This is a genomic window from Streptomyces sp. NPDC030021 (assembly GCF_055574035.1).
The window spans coordinates 290,308-308,122 of record NZ_JBVIAH010000001.1 but is presented as its reverse complement, the minus strand read 5'-3'; the positions used below and the strand labels follow the sequence as shown (position 1 = coordinate 308,122).

Annotated in this window: 16 protein-coding genes and 1 pseudogene; 8 read left to right on the top strand and 9 right to left on the bottom strand. The window is 73.1% G+C overall.

What is annotated here, in order from left to right; genetic code table 11:
- Positions 1 to 146 precede the first annotated feature (146 nt).
- From ACZ4YL_RS01340 to ACZ4YL_RS01325, 4 genes and pseudogenes are all read right to left on the bottom strand, one after another.
- Positions 147 to 803 carry a response regulator gene (locus ACZ4YL_RS01340; RefSeq protein WP_468113171.1) on the bottom strand — a complete coding sequence of 219 codons (657 nt, stop codon included), beginning with the start codon at positions 801 to 803 and terminating at the stop codon, positions 147 to 149.
- The gene (locus ACZ4YL_RS01335; protein WP_468113170.1) at positions 791 to 2,101 is read right to left on the bottom strand and encodes a sensor histidine kinase; all 1,311 of its coding nucleotides are present in this window, start codon (positions 2,099 to 2,101) and stop codon (positions 791 to 793) included. Before ACZ4YL_RS01335 ends, ACZ4YL_RS01340 begins: the two co-directional genes overlap by 13 nt.
- 58 nt (positions 2,102 to 2,159) lie before the next feature.
- Positions 2,160 to 2,390: pseudogene (locus tag ACZ4YL_RS01330) on the bottom strand (hypothetical protein); the annotation flags it as partial.
- A 129-nt stretch (positions 2,391 to 2,519) separates the two neighbouring features.
- Positions 2,520 to 4,241, bottom strand: a complete 1,722-nt coding sequence (locus ACZ4YL_RS01325) for a serine/threonine-protein kinase (RefSeq protein ID WP_468113169.1) — start codon at positions 4,239 to 4,241, stop codon at positions 2,520 to 2,522.
- 115 nt (positions 4,242 to 4,356) lie between these two features.
- Here ACZ4YL_RS01325 and ACZ4YL_RS01320 point away from each other — a divergent pair, with 115 nt between their 5' ends.
- Positions 4,357 to 4,962, top strand: coding sequence for a hypothetical protein (locus ACZ4YL_RS01320; RefSeq protein WP_468113168.1), 606 nt, complete (start codon positions 4,357 to 4,359; stop codon positions 4,960 to 4,962).
- A 101-nt stretch (positions 4,963 to 5,063) separates the two neighbouring features.
- Complete coding sequence (locus ACZ4YL_RS01315; protein WP_468113167.1) at positions 5,064 to 5,846, top strand: bestrophin-like domain; 783 nt, start codon at positions 5,064 to 5,066, stop codon at positions 5,844 to 5,846.
- A 27-nt stretch (positions 5,847 to 5,873) separates the two neighbouring features.
- On the opposite strand, the gene ACZ4YL_RS01310 is transcribed toward ACZ4YL_RS01315, so the two are convergent.
- The 3 genes from ACZ4YL_RS01310 to ACZ4YL_RS01300 all read right to left on the bottom strand — a co-directional run bounded on the left by ACZ4YL_RS01310 (position 5,874) and on the right by ACZ4YL_RS01300 (position 8,330).
- Positions 5,874 to 7,043 (bottom strand): MAB_1171c family putative transporter, encoded by a 1,170-nt coding sequence (locus ACZ4YL_RS01310; RefSeq protein WP_468113166.1) that lies wholly within the window; start codon positions 7,041 to 7,043, stop codon positions 5,874 to 5,876.
- On the bottom strand, positions 7,040 to 7,597 hold the full coding sequence (locus tag ACZ4YL_RS01305; protein ID WP_468113165.1) for a toxin-antitoxin system, toxin component: 558 nt from the start codon (positions 7,595 to 7,597) through the stop codon (positions 7,040 to 7,042). Before ACZ4YL_RS01305 ends, ACZ4YL_RS01310 begins: the two co-directional genes overlap by 4 nt.
- 64 nt (positions 7,598 to 7,661) lie before the next feature.
- The gene (locus tag ACZ4YL_RS01300; protein ID WP_468113164.1) at positions 7,662 to 8,330 is read right to left on the bottom strand and encodes a helix-turn-helix domain-containing protein; all 669 of its coding nucleotides are present in this window, start codon (positions 8,328 to 8,330) and stop codon (positions 7,662 to 7,664) included.
- 334 nt (positions 8,331 to 8,664) lie between these two features.
- Here ACZ4YL_RS01300 and ACZ4YL_RS01295 point away from each other — a divergent pair, with 334 nt between their 5' ends.
- The 4 genes from ACZ4YL_RS01295 (at position 8,665) to ACZ4YL_RS01280 (ending at position 13,980) form a co-directional block, all read left to right on the top strand.
- Positions 8,665 to 9,537 (top strand): helix-turn-helix domain-containing protein, encoded by an 873-nt coding sequence (locus ACZ4YL_RS01295; RefSeq protein WP_468113163.1) that lies wholly within the window; start codon positions 8,665 to 8,667, stop codon positions 9,535 to 9,537.
- Positions 9,538 to 9,670: 133 nt separating this feature from the next.
- Entirely contained in the window at positions 9,671 to 11,038 is a 1,368-nt protein-coding gene (locus ACZ4YL_RS01290) for a family 4 glycosyl hydrolase (RefSeq protein ID WP_468113162.1), read from the top strand.
- Positions 11,039 to 11,158: 120 nt separating this feature from the next.
- A complete protein-coding gene (locus ACZ4YL_RS01285; protein ID WP_468113161.1) occupies positions 11,159 to 13,219 on the top strand; it encodes an MDR family MFS transporter in 2,061 nt (686 codons plus the stop codon).
- 98 nt (positions 13,220 to 13,317) lie between these two features.
- Positions 13,318 to 13,980, top strand: coding sequence for a GOLPH3/VPS74 family protein (locus ACZ4YL_RS01280; RefSeq protein WP_468113160.1), 663 nt, complete (start codon positions 13,318 to 13,320; stop codon positions 13,978 to 13,980).
- Positions 13,981 to 14,046: 66 nt separating this feature from the next.
- Here ACZ4YL_RS01280 and ACZ4YL_RS01275 read toward each other — a convergent pair whose 3' ends face one another.
- Together ACZ4YL_RS01275 and ACZ4YL_RS01270 are read right to left on the bottom strand one after the other, a co-directional pair.
- Entirely contained in the window at positions 14,047 to 14,538 is a 492-nt protein-coding gene (locus ACZ4YL_RS01275) for a nucleotide triphosphate diphosphatase NUDT15 (RefSeq protein ID WP_468113159.1), read from the bottom strand.
- The gene (locus ACZ4YL_RS01270) at positions 14,535 to 15,152 is read right to left on the bottom strand and encodes a helix-turn-helix domain-containing protein (RefSeq protein ID WP_468113158.1); all 618 of its coding nucleotides are present in this window, start codon (positions 15,150 to 15,152) and stop codon (positions 14,535 to 14,537) included. The genes ACZ4YL_RS01275 and ACZ4YL_RS01270 overlap by 4 nt, the downstream gene beginning before the upstream one ends.
- Positions 15,153 to 15,218: 66 nt before the next feature.
- On the opposite strand from ACZ4YL_RS01270, the gene ACZ4YL_RS01265 reads away from it, so the two are divergent.
- Positions 15,219 to 16,196 carry an NAD(P)/FAD-dependent oxidoreductase gene (locus tag ACZ4YL_RS01265; protein ID WP_468113157.1) on the top strand — a complete coding sequence of 326 codons (978 nt, stop codon included), beginning with the start codon at positions 15,219 to 15,221 and terminating at the stop codon, positions 16,194 to 16,196.
- 200 nt (positions 16,197 to 16,396) lie between these two features.
- A complete protein-coding gene (locus ACZ4YL_RS01260) occupies positions 16,397 to 17,797 on the top strand; it encodes an NAD(P)-binding protein (RefSeq protein WP_468113156.1) in 1,401 nt (466 codons plus the stop codon).
- Positions 17,798 to 17,815 lie beyond the last annotated feature (18 nt).

Below are 17,815 nucleotides of genomic sequence, written 5' to 3'. Positions count from 1 at the left end.
CCACCTGTTGGTGGCTAACACAAAAAAAGCCTTGAAACGAAAGAGGTTGTGAAAAAAAAAAACCAAAAAACTGCACCACCCCCCCCCCCCCCCCCCCCCCCTTCCCCCCTTTCTCCCCCCCCCCCCCCCCCCCCCCCCCCCCCCCACTAGGCTTCCTGGCCCGACAGATGGGCCAGGACCGCCAAGACCCGGCGGTTGCCCTCGGTGGCGTCCAGGTCGAGCTTCATGAAGATGCTGGAGGCGTGTTTGACGACGGCGGCCTCGGTGATGAACAGCCGCGTCGCCAAGGCCTGGTTGTTGAGGCCCGAGGCCATCAGGGTCAGCACCTCCCGCTCGCGCGGGGTCAGCCGGGCCAGCGGCCGCTCCTCGGACTGCCGGCTGAGCAGGACCCGTACCACCTCCGGGTCGATGACCGTACGGCCCTCGGCGACCTGCTGGAGGGCGTCGAGGAACTCGGCCACCTCGCCGACCCGGTCCTTGAGGAGATAGCCCAGCCCGGCCGCCGAGGCCCCCGTGAGCAACTGGGTGGCGTAGGCCGTGGCCACGTACTGCGAGAGCACGAGCACGGGCAACGCGGCGTCCCGGGAGCGGAGTTCGAGTGCGGCCCGCAGACCCTCGTCGCGGAAGCCGGGCGGCATCCGCACATCGGTCACGACGGCGTCCGGCCGCTGCGCCTCCACCGCCCGCACCAGCTCCTCGGCGCTCCCGACGGCGGCGAGGACCTGGTGCCCGCCCCGGGTGAGGAGTTCCGTCAGCCCCGCGCGCAGCAGTACGGAGTCCTCGGCGAGGATCAGCCGGAGCACGGGACCTCCACCCGGAGTCGGGTCGGTCCGCCCACCGGACTGGACACCACCAGCCTGCCCTTCAACATCGCCACCCTGTCCGCGAGTCCTGCCAGGCCCGCTCCCGCGCCGGGATCGGCGCCGCCGCGGCCGTCGTCGGTGACGGTGAGAGTGAGCCGGTCGCCCTCGACCTTACCGACGACGGCGACGCACGAGGCACCGCTGTGCTTGGCCGCGTTGGCGAGCGCCTCGGTGACGGTGAAGTACGCCGTGATCTCCACCGGTTCGGCCAGCCGGGGCACGTCGAGGTCCACGGTCACCGGTACGGGATGACGCAGGGCCACCTCGGCGACGGCCGCCGCGAGCCCGTGGTCGGTCAGGACCTGCGGGTGGATACCCCGTACGAGGTCGCGCAGCTGCTCCAGCGCGACCTTGGCCTCCCCGCGCCCCCGGGTCACCAGGGCGGCGGCGCCGGCCGCCTGCGGGATTCCGCGCAGTTCCAGCTCGGCGAGGCCCAAGGTCATGCTGAGGGCGACCAGCTGCTGCTGTGCGCCGTCGTGCAAGTCCCGCTCGATGCGCCGCCGTTCGGCCTCGAAGGCGTCGACCAGGCGGACCCGGGAGCGGGTGAGCTCCAGGATCCGGTCGGCCTCCACGCGCGGTCCGAGCAGCAGGCGGGCGGTCTTCACCTGGGCCCCGGCGAGCAGGGCGCCCGCGTACGCCGCCACCACCATCCCGGCCAGTCCGACGGCCGTGCCGCCCAGGGCCTCCAGCGGCCCGGAGACCGGCCGGCCGGGGATCAGCATCACCGTGTCCGGGGCGATGCCCCACACGATCGCCGGGGTCGCGACGAGGACCAGGGCGAAGGCCAGCAGCGTGACCACGGCGAACCCGGCCGCCCCGAAGACCGGTCCGAGCAGGGTGGCGTACGCGAACTCCCGCCAGGTGGCCCGCTCCCGCAGCCGGGTCCGCAGCCAGGCCGCGGGCCCGGCCCCGGCGAGGGAGGCGTGCGGGTCCGGCACGGGCCCGGGCTCCACGCACCGCAGCCGCCACCGCTCCAGCGCCCCCAGCGGTACCACGGCGACGACGCCGCCCAGCAGGAGCAGCAGCCCGATCCCGACCACCGCCAGTGCCACCCCGAACCCGAGGAGCAGGACGAGGACGAGCAGTACGGGATAGCCGATGAGGAACCCGCTGCCCAGGTACGCCCAGCACCGCCAGGGCCACCACGAGCCGAGGAACCGCAGCGGCCGGCGTATCGCGGCCAGGACGGCGACCGGTGGCGGGTCGGCGGGCTGGGGGAGGGGCGGGGAGTCGGACATGTCTCCCCAGCCTAGGTGAGACGCCGGGCCGCGATCCCTGCGGGGCGGTGACGTGCCGTCACATGAGTGCGCCCAGGGCCGGGAAGCCGCAGATCAGTACGAGGAGGATGGCCGGCAGGGGCCAGACGGAGCGCAGGTACCTGTCGTGGCCGACCTTGGCCGGGGCCACACCGCCGATGGTCACGGCCGAGGCCACGCCGGTCGCGAAGGGGTTCGCGGTGCAGCACAGGACACCGATCCCCGCCCCCAGGATGGCCGTGCCGACGGCGACCATCCGGTCGTAGCCGAGGGTCCGGTTCCATCCGCCACCATCCCCTGAGAGGGGCCGCCGGTCCGCTCCCCCGATCATGGAGCGGGGGAGGGGCGGGTGCCGTGGTGGGCTGCGCCTGGCGGGTGAACCGGGGCGCGGCGGCGGGTGTCAGCCGCCGGTGCGTACGAAGGTACGCACCGCGGTGTCGAAGTAGCCCCGGGCCTCGTCGCCCTGGCGGACCGGTGAGGACACCCACACGTCGTACAGGCGGCCGTCCTCCTCCCAGCACAGGTCGCGGGTGTGCCGGGGGCCCTCGGCCGTCGAGAATCCGTCCCAGGTGAACAGCCACAGGGCGGCCTGCCGGCCGTTCTGCGAGGTGGTCACGACCTCGGCGTCACGGTAACCGGGGTTGGTCCCCGGCCCCTTGGCATGGGCGCGCTGATGGACGGCGAGCGGGCCGCCCGACTCGGGCTCGGCCACCTTGATGCCGATGCGGAAGGTCTCACCGGGTGACATGTAGAAGATCCGCGGACCTTCCACCTTGCGGGTGAAGCCGAGCGGGACCGCGAGCGAGAATCCCTCCGGGTCGGTGACGACGCGGTAGCCGGCGGGTGCGGGCCTGTCGTCGGACGAGGGGGAGACCGTGTCGATCTTCTCGCCGGTCGCGGCGGAGGTGGGTGCGTGCGGCCGGCCGGCCGCCCCGCTCGTGGACGTCTGCCCTCCGTGCTCCCCGTCGTTCATGAGCAGCGCGGCGGACACACCCGCACCGGCGATCGCGGCCACCAGCAGACCGGCGATCAGCGCCGCCCCCGGCCGCCGCTTCCCGGGGGTGCGTACGGGCCCGGGCGCGGGGGCCGGTACGGGGGCCGATACGGGCGTCGGCGCGGACTCCGGGGCCGCGCCGGGCTGCGTCGGACTGTGGGGGACCGGGGTGTGCGGGGCCGGGGCCGGGGCGGGGCCCGGGGCCGGGTTCTGCGGGGCGGGGTCCTTCGGGGCCGCAGCGGACTGCGCAGGGCTGTGCGGGGCCGGGGCGTACCGCGTCGGGGTGTACTGCGCCGCTGCCTCCGCACAGTCCCGCAGCATCTGCTCGGCCCGCTCCGCGCCGAGCCGCCCGGCCGGATCTCGCTCCAGCAGCCCCCGCACCACCGGCAGCAGCGGGCCGCACGCCTCCGGGGGCCGGATCTCGTCGAAGACCACCGCGTGCAGGATCCCGCCGAGCGAGTCCCGCCGGAAGGGCGAGGCGCCGCTGAGAGCCGCGCACAGCAGGGCCCCCAGCGACCACAGATCGGCCTCGGGCCCCGCCGGCGTCTGCCCCGACATCCGCTCGGGCGCGGTGTATTCGGGGGAACCGACGAAGGACCCGGTGGTGGTCAGCGTCGTGGCGCCCGACACCTGCGCGATGCCGAAGTCGGTGAGCACGGGCCGCCCGCCCGGCGCCTCCAGCAGGACGTTCGCCGGCTTGATGTCCCGGTGCAGCACCCCGGCCGCGTGCGCCGTGCGCAGCGCGCCGACCAGCGCGATCCCGATCCGGGCCGCCTCGGCGACGTCCACCGGGCCGGTCCGGGAGAGCCGGTCGGCGAGGGAACCGCCCTCTACCAGTTCCATGACGATGTACGGGAGTTCGCCGTCCTCGACGATGTCGTGCACCACGATGATGTGGGGGTGCTTGACCTGTGCGGCCGCCCGTGCCTCGCGGAGCGTGCGCTCACGCTGGTGCCGGGCCTCTTCCTCGGACAGCGCGGGGTCGAGCGCGACCTCCTTGACGGCGACGTTCCGGCCGAGCAACTGGTCGGTGGCGCGCCACACGATGCCCATGCCACCGCGTCCGAGCTTGGCGTCCAGCCGGTAGCGCCCTGCGATCAGACGGGCGTTCGCCCCCTCGGTCCCCATGGCGACATCATGCCGCATCGGGGATCAGCACCCGTCCGCGGCGTGTCGAAGCCGCCCCTTGATCGTTTCTTCAGCGGTAGCCCTTACTTCTGCTGCGGATTTCGGGAGGCGCGCGGTGACCGCTTGGCAGTACTTCGCCGGGGCGGGCCTGGTGGCGGTGCTCTGCCCGCTGCAGGGCCATGTGGCGGTCGCGGGCGAGGACGACGGCGACGGCTACGGAGCCCGCGTCGACCTGTGCGTGCCGGCCGGGGAGCCGGAGCGGCCGGTCTTCCGGCCGCCGTCCGGGTGGCCCTCGGTACGGGTGGCCGTGCCCGGCGCCGAGCGGCCGACCGTGCATCACCCGGGGCGGCCCGCGGAGTCCGCCACCCCCACGGGGCGGCCGGTGCGGCCGGTGCGGCCGGCCGGGCCCGCGCGGCCGCGTCCGCCGGGCGCGGCCGTGGAGCGTTCCGCGGAGGCAAGGGCCGGGGGGTCGCAGCCGCCGGAGCCCGTGGCTGGTCCCGAGGTCCGGGAGGAACCGGCGTCGGCCGGCGCACCCGCCCCGCCCGCGGCCAGGGCCGCCGCCGCACGGGTGAGCGCCTTCCACGTGCGTCCGTACCGCTCGGTGGCCCTGGAGCGGCGCGGCCCGGGCGGGATGTCCACCGTGATGCTCATGGTCGTCGTCACCACCCCGGCCGTCCTGGCCGCCGCCGCACTGCGCCCCCGCTCCAAGAGCCGCAGCTGACCGCCGCGGCCCCTCCACACCCCCGTCCGCCGATCCACCCATCCACCGATCCCCCCATCCACCCATCCACCCATCCACCGATCCACACCGGGAGAATCCACGTGTCCGAATGGCTGGTCCTGGCCATCGCCATGGCGCTCGTCTGCGCCCTCGTCCTCGCCATCACCGCGATCCGGCACCGCCGGGCCGCCGACGACGAGGACACCAGCGAAACCCCCGATGTCATCGAGTACATGACGATGATGGTGGGCGTGGTCTACGCGATCGTGCTGGGCCTGGCCATCGCGGGCGTCTGGGAGGCGCGCGGCGCCGCCGAGGACAGCGTGCGCCGTGAGGCCCAGGCCCTGTACGAGGTCACCCAGCGCGCCGACGTCTACCCGGCGGCCGTCCGCGACCGGATCCGGGGCGAGGTGGACGCGTACGTCTCCCACACCGTCGCCGTGGACTGGCCGCTGCTGACCTCCGGCGACGGCGCCTCGGCCGAGGGCGCCGCACTGCTCGGCAAGCTGCGCACCGACGTCACGCACCAGAGCCCGGCCAACGAGCTCCAGGCGCAGGCCTACCAGCCGTTGCTGGACCACATCGCGGCGGCCGACGACGCGCGGCACTCGCGGACGCAGAGCTCCGAGTCCACGCTGCCGGGCGTGGTGTGGTTCGGGCTGCTGGTCGGCGGGCTGGTCACGGTTGGGCTGATCTTCACCCTGCAGATCCGCCGTTCCGGGCGGGAGTTGCTGCTCGCCGGACTGTTCAGCGCGCTGATCGTGTTCCTGCTCTTCATGGTGTGGAGTTTCGACGCGCCGTACGGGCGGGAGGGGATCGACTCGGCCGCACCGTTCCAGGACCTGTTCCCGGCCACGGCGACGGCGTCCGTCGCCAGCCGCTGACCGGTCGCCGGGCGGACTCGTCCGCCGCTACACCGTCACCTCTCGCCGGACCGCCTGCACCACCGGTGAGTGCCGCAGCGCGTCGGAGATCCGCAGCAGGTCGCGCGGACCGTCGGCGGTGTCGAGGACGGTCTCCTCGTCCTCTCCGATGATCTTTCCGTCGGGGTCGGCGGAGCGGGCCCGTACGGCGGCCGCGACCATGACGGCCTCGGCGACGGCGCGGGCCGTCTCCTCGTCGGCACCCCCGGCGACGGCGCTTTCGTAGGAGTCGTCGCCGAGGCCCTTGTCGAAGTACGGCCCGAGGTGCAGGAAGCCGTCGTGGATGTCCGACTCGCGCTGGATCACCCGCAGTTCCGCGGCAGACCACCAGGCCATCTGCACGGAGGGCGTGCCGCTGGGCGCGGAGATCTGCACCTCGTGCCAGAGCGGGCCGAGCCGGCGGTACGTCGCCCAGGTCTGCCAGTGGTCCGACAAACGCTGGCAGACGAGCGGGACCACGAAGCCCATCGCGCTGATCAGCGCACCGAGGGAGGCGAGCGGCGGAGCGGCGTAGGTGCTGAGGTCGTCCAGGTTGTGACCGGACCAGCGGGCGACGACGGCGGTCATCTTGGTGGCGTCGTAGGCGAGGTTGAAGATGTAGCCGGCGACGATGATCACCAGGCCGACCCGCAGCCAGCCGCGGACCTGGAGCGACCAGCGCCAGCACAGGACCACCATCACCACCGCGGCCACGAGGTGCGCCAGCAGGTAGAGGGCGATCATATGGCCGATGTAGGGCGTGTTCGCGTAATAGGTGTCGAAGTCGCGCAGCCGCTCCGCCGGGGTCTCACCGAGGGCGAAGAGCACGATCAGGGCGACGACCACCACGCTGTAGCCCAGAATCCAGCGGCGCGAGACGCGTCGGGTCTGTTCGGGCGGGCCGCCCCGCCAGTTGACCATCAGGATCAGGCAGGAGGCGCTGAAAGCGGTGATCAGGCAGTAGACCAGGGGGGCCGAGACGTTGACGATCCCGGTCCAGCGGTTGACCGCGGCGATCGTGGGCGGGGCGGCGAAGGTGAACACCGCTCCCGCCAGGGTCAGCAGGGCGACGACCGATCGCAGGAGCGGGTCGCGCCAGTTGTGCCGCAGGGCCGGCAGCTTGAAGGCGAGTGAGACCGCCATCGCGGCCGCCGGTATGTAGTAGTCCTTACCGTTCAACGTTCGTTCCTGTGCCCCCGGTAGCCCAGCGAAGCCTCGATCCGGCCCGCCAATTGATCACGCTGGACCGGAGCGCGGTGGCCGGCCGATCCGGCGAGCCAGTTCCGACACCGACTACCCAGCAGTAAGCCGAAGGTCTCGGCCTCGGTCTCCTCCCGGACGTCGGCGCGCGTGCGCGCGGCGACGCGGCGCACGGTCTCGCCGATGTCGGCCTCGTCGGTCAGCAGCCGCGCGGCGACGGCGGCGCCGTCGACGTGGTGACTGCAGTGGCCGGCCTTCATGTGCCACAGCTCGTGGCCCAGGATCACCAGTTGGTGGTCCGGCGCGGTGCGCTCCTCGATGACCACGAGATCGCGATCCGCCATGTCGAGCCACAGGCCGCTGGCCGTCCGCGGCGGGAACGAGGCCATCCGGAAGTCCACCCGGCGGCCTCGGTGTCTGCTCATGCCCTCGCAGAGGGCAGCGTAGAGGTCCACGGGCTCCACGGGCGCGGTCAGCCGGATCCCGGCCACCAGCTCCCCGCACAACCGCCGCTGCTCTCTGCCTATGCTCACCGTTCTCCCCGTCGGCGCGGATCCGGATCAGGACTCAAGGATCAGACCCAGACTTTCGACTGGGTCAGGATTCGTTCGGTTTGACGCTTTCGAGGAGCATGTCCAGCCATTCGGTCACCTTGTCCCGGTGCTTGTCGCTGGGCAGTTGGGCGGCGCGCCAGGCGATGCCCCGTACACCGTGGTTCTGGAGGAGTCTTGCCAGTGGATCGCCCGCCGATGCGGCCGAGGCCGGTACGGTTTCCCGCGCCCGCCCCGCGAAGTCCTGGAGCAGCTGTTGCTCGGTCCGCTGGAGCGCGTCGGTGAGGGCGTCGGAGTCGTGCGCCGTGAGGAACCCCGCGTGCACTCCGAAGAACCGCTGGATCGCGTCGCAGTGTTCCATGGTGGGCCGCCGGTCGCCGTTGATCAGTGCTCCGGCCTGCTGCCGGGACATGCCGGCGCCGTCCGCGATCTCCTGCTGCGTGTAGCGGCGGCCGTTCGGTTTGACACGTGTCCGCCGGAGCAGGTCGAGACGCTGGAGGAACCGGGTCTGCAGATCGGGTTCGCCGGCCGGCCTGCCGTCGAGCAGGTTCCTGACCACGTCCGTGGGTACGCCGGAGGCCTCGGAGAGCCGCCGCAGGTCGAAGACCTGGTTCAGGTCGCGGCCCATCTTGCCCGCGAGTTCGGCGACCCGCGTGATGGTGGCTGCCATGGGTGCGTCGGCCACCGCGACGGGAGCCGGGAAGCCGTCTGTCACCAGTGGTTCTCCTAGATCGCGCGAAGTCGGTATGGGCACATGGTCGGCTTCTGGAATCTAGCCGCTCTCGCCCGGAAGGGCTAGAACGTGCCACAGCTGTGGCGGGAATGAGCTGTCAAGAGGCTGGAATTGCCACAATAGTTGACACTCGAATGAAGTCGGTAGCAGGATCGCCACACGGAAATGAAGATCCAGACCGGAGGAGGGGGAGCTCTCAGTGCCACATCTCGCAGCGGTGGGCCCGTCCGATGGACTCGCCCGAGCCGGTGAAGAGCGTCTGGCGGGCGAGGAACCCGCCCGTGGCGCCGTGCGGTCGGAGCGACGCAAGGAGATTTTGCGCCAGCGCCGCGAGGAGCTGGGCCTGAGCCAGGAAGACCTCGCCGCCCGGCTGCGCATCAGCGTCCGCGCGTACGGGAACTGGGAAAGAGGTCTGGTCAAGGAGTGGACGGATCGCAAACTCCTCGCCCTGGCCGAGGCCTTGGAGATGAGCGAACGCCAGTGCTTCTGGCTGTTCCGCGTCATGGTCGACCGCGATCCGCCGCCCACGTGGCGGGCCGCCGAGGAGAACCGGCTGCCCGAGGACCCGGCGCACCGCGACTACCTGTGCGACTACGCGGCCCTCATGGAGTCCGTGCCGTACCCGAGCTTCCTGGTGGACCACCGCTGGGACGTCGCCCTGACCAACTCGGCCTTCGACCAGCTCTTCCAGTCGGTGAGACCGCACCCGACGGCCCTGCCGGACGACAACTTCCTGCGCTTCGTGCTGTTCCACCCGGACGCGGCCGCCGTGCTGGAGGACCACGAACCGGCCTGGTGCGTACCGCTGCTGGCCCAGTTCGCGACCGCGCTGGCCGGGGCTCCCGAGGACGAGGGGCTGCGCAGCATCCGCCAGGAGGTGGCCCGTGACCCGTTCATGGAGGCGGCCTACCGGTACGGGGTGCCGCACTGGCTGAGCACGCACGGGATCGACGCAGCCGAGCTCGACGGGGCGGTGCGCACCGTGCGCCACCCCGACCCGCGGTGGGGGCTGGTGCGGTGCCGGATGGTGGCCGAGACCAGCCGGATGCTGGGCGAGATGGGGCTGACCCGGATCACCCTGATCCTGTCGACGCCCACGGGCGCACCGAGGGGCCCCGTCCGCGGCGGTGCCGGCTTCACGCAGCAGCAGGGCGCCAGGCTGCGCGCCGTGCCGTCGCCGGTGGAGTGACCGACCGGGGCAGACTGGTGCCGGCGGACGTGTGCCGTGGCTTTTCGTGTCACCGATCGTGTCATCGATCGTGGCACCGGCCGTCACGGTGGCGCCGGCAACGGGATCTGCACTGGCGAAAGGCGGTAGGGGCGTGCGGCTGACGATCCTCGGCGGGGGCGGCTTCCGGGTACCGCTCGTCTACGGAGCTCTGCTCGGCGACCGAGCCGAGGGCAGGGTGTCCCATGTGACGCTGTACGACGAGGACCCTGCGCGGCTCACCGCCATGGCCCGTGTGCTCCGGGATCAGGCCGCGGCCGCGTCTGCGGCCGATCCGGCGGTGGACGCCCCGGCCGTCACGGTCACCGGGGACCTCGACGAGGCCCTGCGCGGGGCCGATTTCGTGTTCTCCGCCATCCGCGTCGGCGGCCTGGACGGGCGCGCCGCGGACGAGCGGATCGCCTTGGCCGAGGGAGTCCTGGGCCAGGAGACGGTGGGCGCGGGCGGGATCGCGTACGGCCTGCGGACCGTGCCGGTGGCGCGCGCGATCGCCCGCAGGATCGCCCGTACCGCCCCTGAGGCGTGGGTCATCAACTTCACCAACCCGGCCGGGCTGGTCACCGAGGCCATGGCCGAGGAGCTCGGCGAGCGGGTGATCGGCATCTGCGATTCCCCCGTGGGCCTCGGCCGGCGCATCGCCCGGCTGCTGGGCGCCCGCCCGCAGGAGGCCTGGATCGACTACGTCGGCCTCAACCACCTGGGCTGGGTACGCGGGCTGCGCATCGGCGGCCGTGACGAGCTGCCCCGGCTGCTGGCCGACACCGAGGCCCTGGAGTCCTTCGAGGAGGGCCGGCTCTTCGGGGCCGAATGGCTGCGCTCGCTCGGTGCGATCCCCAACGAGTACCTGCACTACTACTACTTCAACCGTGACACGGTACGGGCGTACCAGGAGGCCAAGCAGACGCGCGGGGCCTTCCTGCGCGACCAGCAGCGCGGCTTCTACACCGAGGCCGGCCGGTCCGGCGCGCCGGCCGGGGCGGCGCTGGCCGCCTGGGACCGTACCCGGGCCGAGCGCGAGGCCACGTACATGGCCGAGAACCGCGAGGCGGCCGGTGCCCCGGAGCGCGAGGAGAGCGACCTCGAATCCGGGGGCTACGAGAAGGTCGCGCTCGCGCTCATGCGGGCCATCGCCCGCGACGAGCGGGCCACGCTGATCCTGAACGTCCGGAACCGCTCGACGCTGTCCGTCCTCGACGCCGAGGCCGTCATCGAGGTGCCCTGCCTGGTCGACGCGAACGGCGCCCACCCGGTGGGCGTCGCACAGCTGCCCCTGCACGCGGTGGGGCTGGTGACGGCGGTCAAGGCGGTCGAGCGGGAGATCCTGGCGGCGGCCGCGAGCGGTTCGCGGGCGGCCGCGGTCAAGGCCTTCGCACTCCATCCGCTGGTCGACTCGGTGGGGGTGGCCCGGCGGCTGCTCGACGGATACGCGGCGGAGCACCCGGGCCTGGCCTACCTGCGCTGATCCCGGCGCGTGCGGCCCGCCCGGCCGGGGCGGCGGGGATCCTCGGTTCGGCCCGGCGCGCGTCCCCCGTTCGGCTCGGCGCCGCATGCGCCCCGGCGGGCGCGCTGTGACAGTGCGAGGGTGACCACTGCCCCCGCCACGGCCCCCGCACCCCCCGAGATCGACCGGCGGCGGCGCAACGTCATCTTCGGCACGATCATGCTCGGCGTGCTGCTGGCGGCGCTCGACCAGACGATCGTCGGGACCGCGCTGCCCACCATCGTGGGGGATCTGGGCGGCGGCGACCACATGTCGTGGGTGGTGACCTCCTACCTGCTCGCCGAGACCGTGGCGACGGTCCTGGTCGGCAAGTTCGGCGACCTCTTCGGCCGGAAACTGATCTTCCAGATCTCCGCCATCGTCTTCATCAGCGGCTCCTTCCTGTGCGGCCTGTCCGGCAACATGACCTTCCTGATCGTGTGGCGCGGCGTCCAGGGCATCGGGGCGGGCGGCCTGATGGTCACCGCGATGGCACTGATCGCCGATGTGGTGCCCCTGCGCGAACGCGGCAAGTACCAGGGCATGATCGGCGCCGTCTTCGGGGTCGCCACCGTGATCGGCCCGCTGCTCGGCGGGTTCTTCACCGACCAGCTGACGTGGCGCTGGTGCTTCTACGTCAACGTCCCGATCGCGATCCTCGTCGTCATCGCGGCGGCCAGGACGATCCCGGCGGTCCGGGCCTCGGGCAAGCCGGTGATCGACTACCTGGGCATCGCGCTGGTCGCCGTCGGCGCCAGCGCGCTGATCCTGGCCACCAGCTGGGGCGGGAACGAGTACGCCTGGACCTCGCCGGTCATCATCGGCCTGTTCGCGGGCGGCGCGGTCGCGCTGGCGCTGTTCTGCCTGGCCGAGACCCGCGCCGCTGAACCGATGCTGCCGATGCGGCTCTTCCGCAATCCGGTCTTCTCCGTGTGCTCCGTACTGAGCTTCGTCGTCGGATTCGCGATGCTCGGCGCGATGACCTTCCTGCCGACCTACCTCCAGTACGTGGACGGGGACTCGGCCACGATCTCGGGCGTCCGGACCCTGCCCATGGTCATCGGCCTGCTCATCGCCTCGGTCTTCAGCGGCAACGTCGTGAGCAAGACCGGCCGGTACCGGATCTTCCCGATCGTCGGCAACGCCGTCATGGGCGTCGGCCTGTACCTGCTGTCGAGGATGGGGCCGGGGACCAGCACCCTGCTCGAATCGCTGTACATGTTCGTGCTCGGTGCGGGCATCGGCCTGTCCATGCAGGTGCTGACCATCGCCGTGCAGAACACCGTCGACTACGCCGACCTGGGCACGGCCACCTCCGGCGTCACCTTCTTCCGTACGCTCGGAAGCGCCTTCGGGACGGCGGTCTTCGGGACGATCTACGCGAACCACCTGGGGCCCGGACTGGAGGCGGCGTACGTGGAGGCGGCACGGCTCTCCGGGCAGGATCCGGAGCAGCTGGCCAGGGCTGCGTCCACCCCGGAAGGGGTGCACCAGCTCGATCCGGCGGTCGCGGCCCCGGTGATCGACGCGTACGCGCAGGCCCTGCAGACCGTGTTCCTGTACACCGTTCCGGTCGCCGTGTTCGGCTTCGTCGTGGCGCTCTTCCTCAAGCAGGTGCGGCTGCGTGACAGCGCCCGGGCCGGGTCCACGGACATGGGCGACGGGTTCGGCTCACCGGCCACGGCCTCCGGGGATTCGGCCAAGCTGCTGGAGCTGGCCGTCGGCAAACTCGTACGGAACATGGGCACGGACACGGCGCGGGGGATCGTCGAGGGCTCCGACACCCGGCTGGACATCGCGGGCGCCTGGGCGGTGATGCAGGTGGAGCTGATGACCCGGACCGTCGGCCACGCCAGCATCGGACTGATCGCCGGCCGCCGGTCCCTGCCACCGGAGGTGCTGATCCCGGTCTACGAGCGGATGGCGGACGAGGGCTTCGTCAGCCGCGAGGACGGCTTCGTCACCCTCACCGCGGCCGGGCAGCGGGAGGCCGGCGTCATCTCGAAGGCGTGGGCCCGGTGGCTCGGGGACCAGTTGGAGAAGGACCGGGGGCGGCCGCGGAGCGCCGAGCTGAGGGTGGCGGCGGACGCGATCGCCAAGCGGTTGCTCGCGGAGGACCTGGGGGAGGGCAACTTCGCGCCAAAGGTGGTGGTGCGGCGGTAGACCCGGGCCCGGAAGGGAACCTCGCGGGTCGGTCGCTCGTCATCCCCTGCGAGGCAGTAGGACAGCCGGACCGGCAGACGGACGACGGGGGGCCGCTCGTGAGGATCACACTGGCCGAGGAGATCATGCTGCTGTCCCTGGACGACGAGTCCGGGGCGGCGCGGCAGCGGCAGTCGGCGGGCTGGGCCGTGGCGGGCGCGCTCCTGCTCGAACTCGTCATGGCGGAGCGGGTGTCGGTGTCGGGCAAGTACCTGGAGCTCAGGAACACCGAGTCCACCGGGGAAGAACTGCTCGACGGCCGGATCCGGTTGATGGAGGCCTGGCTGCGGGGCCGCGGCAAGCGCCGGGTGACGGACTGGCTGACGAAGGACCAGCCCAAGGCGGTCGGTGCCGCCCTGGAGAGACTGGGCGAGCGCGGGCTGGTGGTGGCGCAGGTGCACAAGGTGTTCGGGGTGTTCCCGCAGCGCCGCTACCCGGAGGCGGACGGCACGGTCGAGCGCGCCCTGCGCGAGCGGCTCCGCGACGTCGTGCTCGGCGGCGCCGAGCCGGACGAGCGCACGGCGGGCCTCATCGCCCTGATCCACTCGGCCAAGCTGCACCGGCTTGCCTTCCCCGGCCGGCGCTCCGACGAGGTGACCGCGAGGACGGCGGAGATAGCCGCCGGCCAGTGGGCGGCCGAGAGCGTCCGGGCGGCCATCCGGGACATGCAGGCCGCGATGGTGGCCGTGACCGCGGTGACGGTCCTCACCGCCACCAGCTAGCGAGGCCGGGAAGGCCCGTCGGCCACGGCACCGGGCCGTCCGGGCGGGCGGGCGCGCGGCGGACGTTCAGGCGGTCGGTGCCGGGCCCGAGATCGGGTAGTCGTACGAGGGGACGTGCGGCAGCGTGGTGAGGTCCGGGCGCCAGGCGCGCAGCACGGCCGCCGACGGGGCGTAGAGGGCCGAGGGGATCTCGGCGGGGGCGAACCACTGCCAGCGGGTGATCTTGTGGGGCTCGGTGACGGCCGGGACGCCCTCCGCCGAGGTGGTGACGGCGGCTGCCGTCAGCCGGGTCAGGCCGGACTGCGCCTGGATCTGCACGGACAGGACCCGGATCGCCTCGGGGGCCGCCCTCAGGTCCGTCTCCTCGGCGAGTTCCCGGGCGGCGGCCTGCTCGAAGCCCTCCCCGGGGTCGACCTTGCCGCCAGGCAGCTCCCAGCGGCCGTCGTGCGCCTGGCCGAGCAGCACCCGGCCGTCCGCCGCCAGGACGACCAGTCCGACGCCGACCACGGCATGGGGCTGCGGCACGGCCCGCTCGGGGCGTTCGTGGGTGGTGCTCATGGACGTCCTTCCGATGGAGGGGTGGGCCGGGCCCGGACATGGATCCGCTCGCCCTGGGGACCGAAGAGGCTGAGGAACTCCGCAGGCTGCGGACCCGCGTTGAAGAAGGCGTGCGGGGTGCGCGTGTCGAACTCGGCGGCCTCGCCGGGGCCGAGGACGAGGTCGTGCCTGCCGAGCAGCAGCCGGATGCGTCCGGAGAGCACGTACAGCCACTCGTAGCCCTCGTGGACCTGCAGCTCGGGCTCGGGCGGCGGACCGTCGAGGGGCGGGAGGATCTGCTTGAAGGCGTGCACCCCGCTGAAGTTCCGCGTCAGCGGCACATATGTGCTGCCGTGCCGGACGAAGGGGCGCGGGCGGATCCGGGGGTCCCCGGTCTCCGGGGCGCCGACCAGCTCGTCGAGCGCCACCCGGTGCGCCCTGGCCAGCGGCAGCAGCAGCTCCAGCGTCGGCCTGCGCTGCCCGGACTCCAGCCGGGAGAGGGTCGAGAGCGAGATGCCGGTGGTCTCGCTGAGCTGGGCCAGCGTGGTGCCGCGCTGCCGGCGCAGGGCGCGCAGCCGCGGACCCACGGCGGTGAGCACGCCGGCGAGTTCCTCGTCCTGCTCCTCGGTGGCCATGGATCCATTTGCCACTTCGGCAACAACATTTGTCAAGCGGGCCGCCGTGGGCTGACCCTCGCAGATATGGACAACGCAAGGGACAGCTCCTTCGACGTGGTGGTCGTGGGCGGTGGGGCCGCAGGGCTGGCCGGGGCACTCACCCTGGTCCGGGCCCGCCGTTCGGTACTGGTCATCGACTCCGGCAGCCCGCGCAACGCCCCGGCCGCGCACATGCACGGGTACCTGGGGCAGGACGGGGAGAGCCCCGCCGCACTGCTGGCCAGGGGGCGCGCGGAGGTGACCGGCTACGGCGGGGAGATCCGGCCGGGCACGGCCGTCGCCGCGGACCGGCTGCCCGACGGGAGTTTCCTGGTCCGCTGCGGGGACGGCAGGACCGTCCGGGCGGGCCGGCTGCTGGTCGCCACCGGCCTGGTGGACGAGCTTCCCGCCGTGCCGGGACTCGGGGCGCGCTGGGGGCGGGACGTGCTGCACTGCCCGTACTGCCACGGCTGGGAGGTCCGGGACTGGCCGATCGCGGTGCTGGCTGACGGGCCCCTCGCCGTGCACCAGGCGCAGCTCTGGCGGCAGTGGAGCGGGCGGACCACCCTGCTCGCCCACACCTGGCGGCTCACCGCCGAGGACCGGGAACTGCTGGCCGCCCTCGGCGTCCGGGTCGTCGAGGGCGAGGTGACCGGGCTCGGGGTCCAGGGCGACCGGCTGACCGGCGTGACCCTGGCGGGCGGCGCCGTGGTGGAGTGCCGGGCCCTGGTGGTCGCCCCGCGGTTCACCGCCCGTTCGGGTGTCCTGACCGGCCTCGGCCTGCCGACCACGGTGGTGGAACGGGACGGCCGGACGATCGGCACCTGCGTTGGGTCGGATCCCGACACCGGAGCCACCGCCCTGCACGGCGTCTGGGTCGCGGGCAATGTGACCTCACCGCTGGAGAAGGTCCCGGGCGCGGCCGCCCAGGGGGTGCGGGCGGCGATGGCCATCAATACCGACCTGATCGAGGCGGAGACCCGGCGGGCTGTTCAGGCCCACCGCGCAGGCGCCGGCGTGTGAGCGGGTGCGCGCGCTGAGCGGGACGAGCGGGGACGGGGACGGGGCATCTGGGGCGTCTGGGGAGTCGGGGGAGTCTGGGGCGTCGGGGACGAGCGCTGGAGCGATTCTCGGACATCTGTGCGGGTTTCGGTCGGCTTCCGTTCGCGCAGGCTCTGGGCGGTGTGATCGTCGTACGGTCCAACGGCTCGGGGGGACGCTCCATGGCACATGTGCTGGTCATCGGCGGAGGTGTCGCGGGGGCCGCCACCGCGCTGCTCACGGCGCGGCGCGGACACACGGCGGAGGTCTTCGAGCGCGATACACGGGCCCCGGGCACGGCGCTCGACCGTGACTTCTTCGGCTGGCGGCGGCCGACCGTACCGCAGGCGGCCCAGCCGCACGTGCTGCTCGGAGCCGCCCGCAACGTCCTGCGCGGTGATCTGCCCGACGTCCACGAGGAGATGCTCCGGCTCGGCGCCCGCGAACGGCACGAGCTGGACTGGTTCGACGTACGTCCGCCCGCGCGGCCGGGCGACGAGGACCTCGTGATGCTGCAGGCCCGCCGCATCGTGCTGGAGAGCGCGCTGGCCACGGCGCTGCGCGCGGAACCGGGGGTCGTCGTCCGGTACGGGGAGCCGGTCACCGGGCTGATCACGGTCCCGGAGGCGGCCGAGGGTGCCGGGATCCAGGTGACGGGAGTGACCACCGAGAGCGGGAGCTACCCCGGGGACCTCGTCGTGGACGCCGGCGGGCGGCGCGGCGGCACCGAGCGCAGGCTGGCCGAGGCGGGCTGCCGGGCGCCCGTCGTGGAACGGCACCGCACCGGGCTCGCGTACTTCTGCCGCTGGTACCGGCTGCCCGCGGGCATGGACGAGGGGCCGCGCAGGCCGTGGGCGGTGACCGGCGGGCCCTTCGCCGGATGTGCCGTCTTCCCGGCCGACAACCGGGTGTTCGCCGTGACGCTGTTCGTGCACACCGCCGACTCCACACGGTCGGCGCTGCGCGACCCCGCCGTCTTCGAGGCGGCGGCGCGCGCCTTCCCGCCCGGCGCGGCCTGGCTGGGACTGGGCGCCGAGCCGCTGTCGGGCGTCCTGGCCACGGCGAGCCTGGACAACCGGTGGAGCGCGCTGGTCGACGAAGCGGGCCCGGTGGTGAGCGGGCTGGTGCCGGTCGGGGACTCGATCACGCACACCAACCCGACCCTCGGGCAGGGCACCTCGCTCGCGCTGTGGGCCGCGCGCAGGGTGGCCCGTACGGCGCACCTGGACCCGGGATCGGCGCGGTACGCCGCCGATCACCACGCCTGGGCGGAGCGCATCCTGAAGCCGTGGTTCGACTTCCAGGTCGTCGCGGATGCGGCCATCGGGGAGCGCTTCGCGACCCGGGCGGTCCGCGGCGGGACGGCGCGCGAGGTGTCCGCGCTGTTCGACTGCGCGCTGGAGGATCCGGAGGTGATGCGGGCGCGGGCGAGGGTCCGGCACCTGGCGGATCCGCCGGAGCGCGCGTACGCGGATCCGGAGATCCGCGCCAGGGTGGCGCGCTGGCTGGCGGCCCGGCCGCACTACGCGCCGAACGCGACGGGGCCGGACCGGGAGGAGTGGGAGAAGCTGACGGCGGGCTGAGGCGGGCTGAGGCGGGCT

Coding starts and splice junctions, on each gene's coding strand:
- ACZ4YL_RS01335 (WP_468113170.1), bottom strand. CDS start 2,101: ATGTCCGACTCCCCGCCCCTCCCCCAGCCCGCCGACCCGCCACCGGTC.
- ACZ4YL_RS01270 (WP_468113158.1), bottom strand. CDS start 15,152: ATGGCCACCGAGGAGCAGGACGAGGAACTCGCCGGCGTGCTCACCGCC.
- ACZ4YL_RS01265 (WP_468113157.1), top strand. CDS start 15,219: ATGGACAACGCAAGGGACAGCTCCTTCGACGTGGTGGTCGTGGGCGGT.
- ACZ4YL_RS01260 (WP_468113156.1), top strand. CDS start 16,397: ATGGCACATGTGCTGGTCATCGGCGGAGGTGTCGCGGGGGCCGCCACC.
- ACZ4YL_RS01325 (WP_468113169.1), bottom strand. CDS start 4,241: ATGGGGACCGAGGGGGCGAACGCCCGTCTGATCGCAGGGCGCTACCGG.
- ACZ4YL_RS01275 (WP_468113159.1), bottom strand. CDS start 14,538: ATGAGCACCACCCACGAACGCCCCGAGCGGGCCGTGCCGCAGCCCCAT.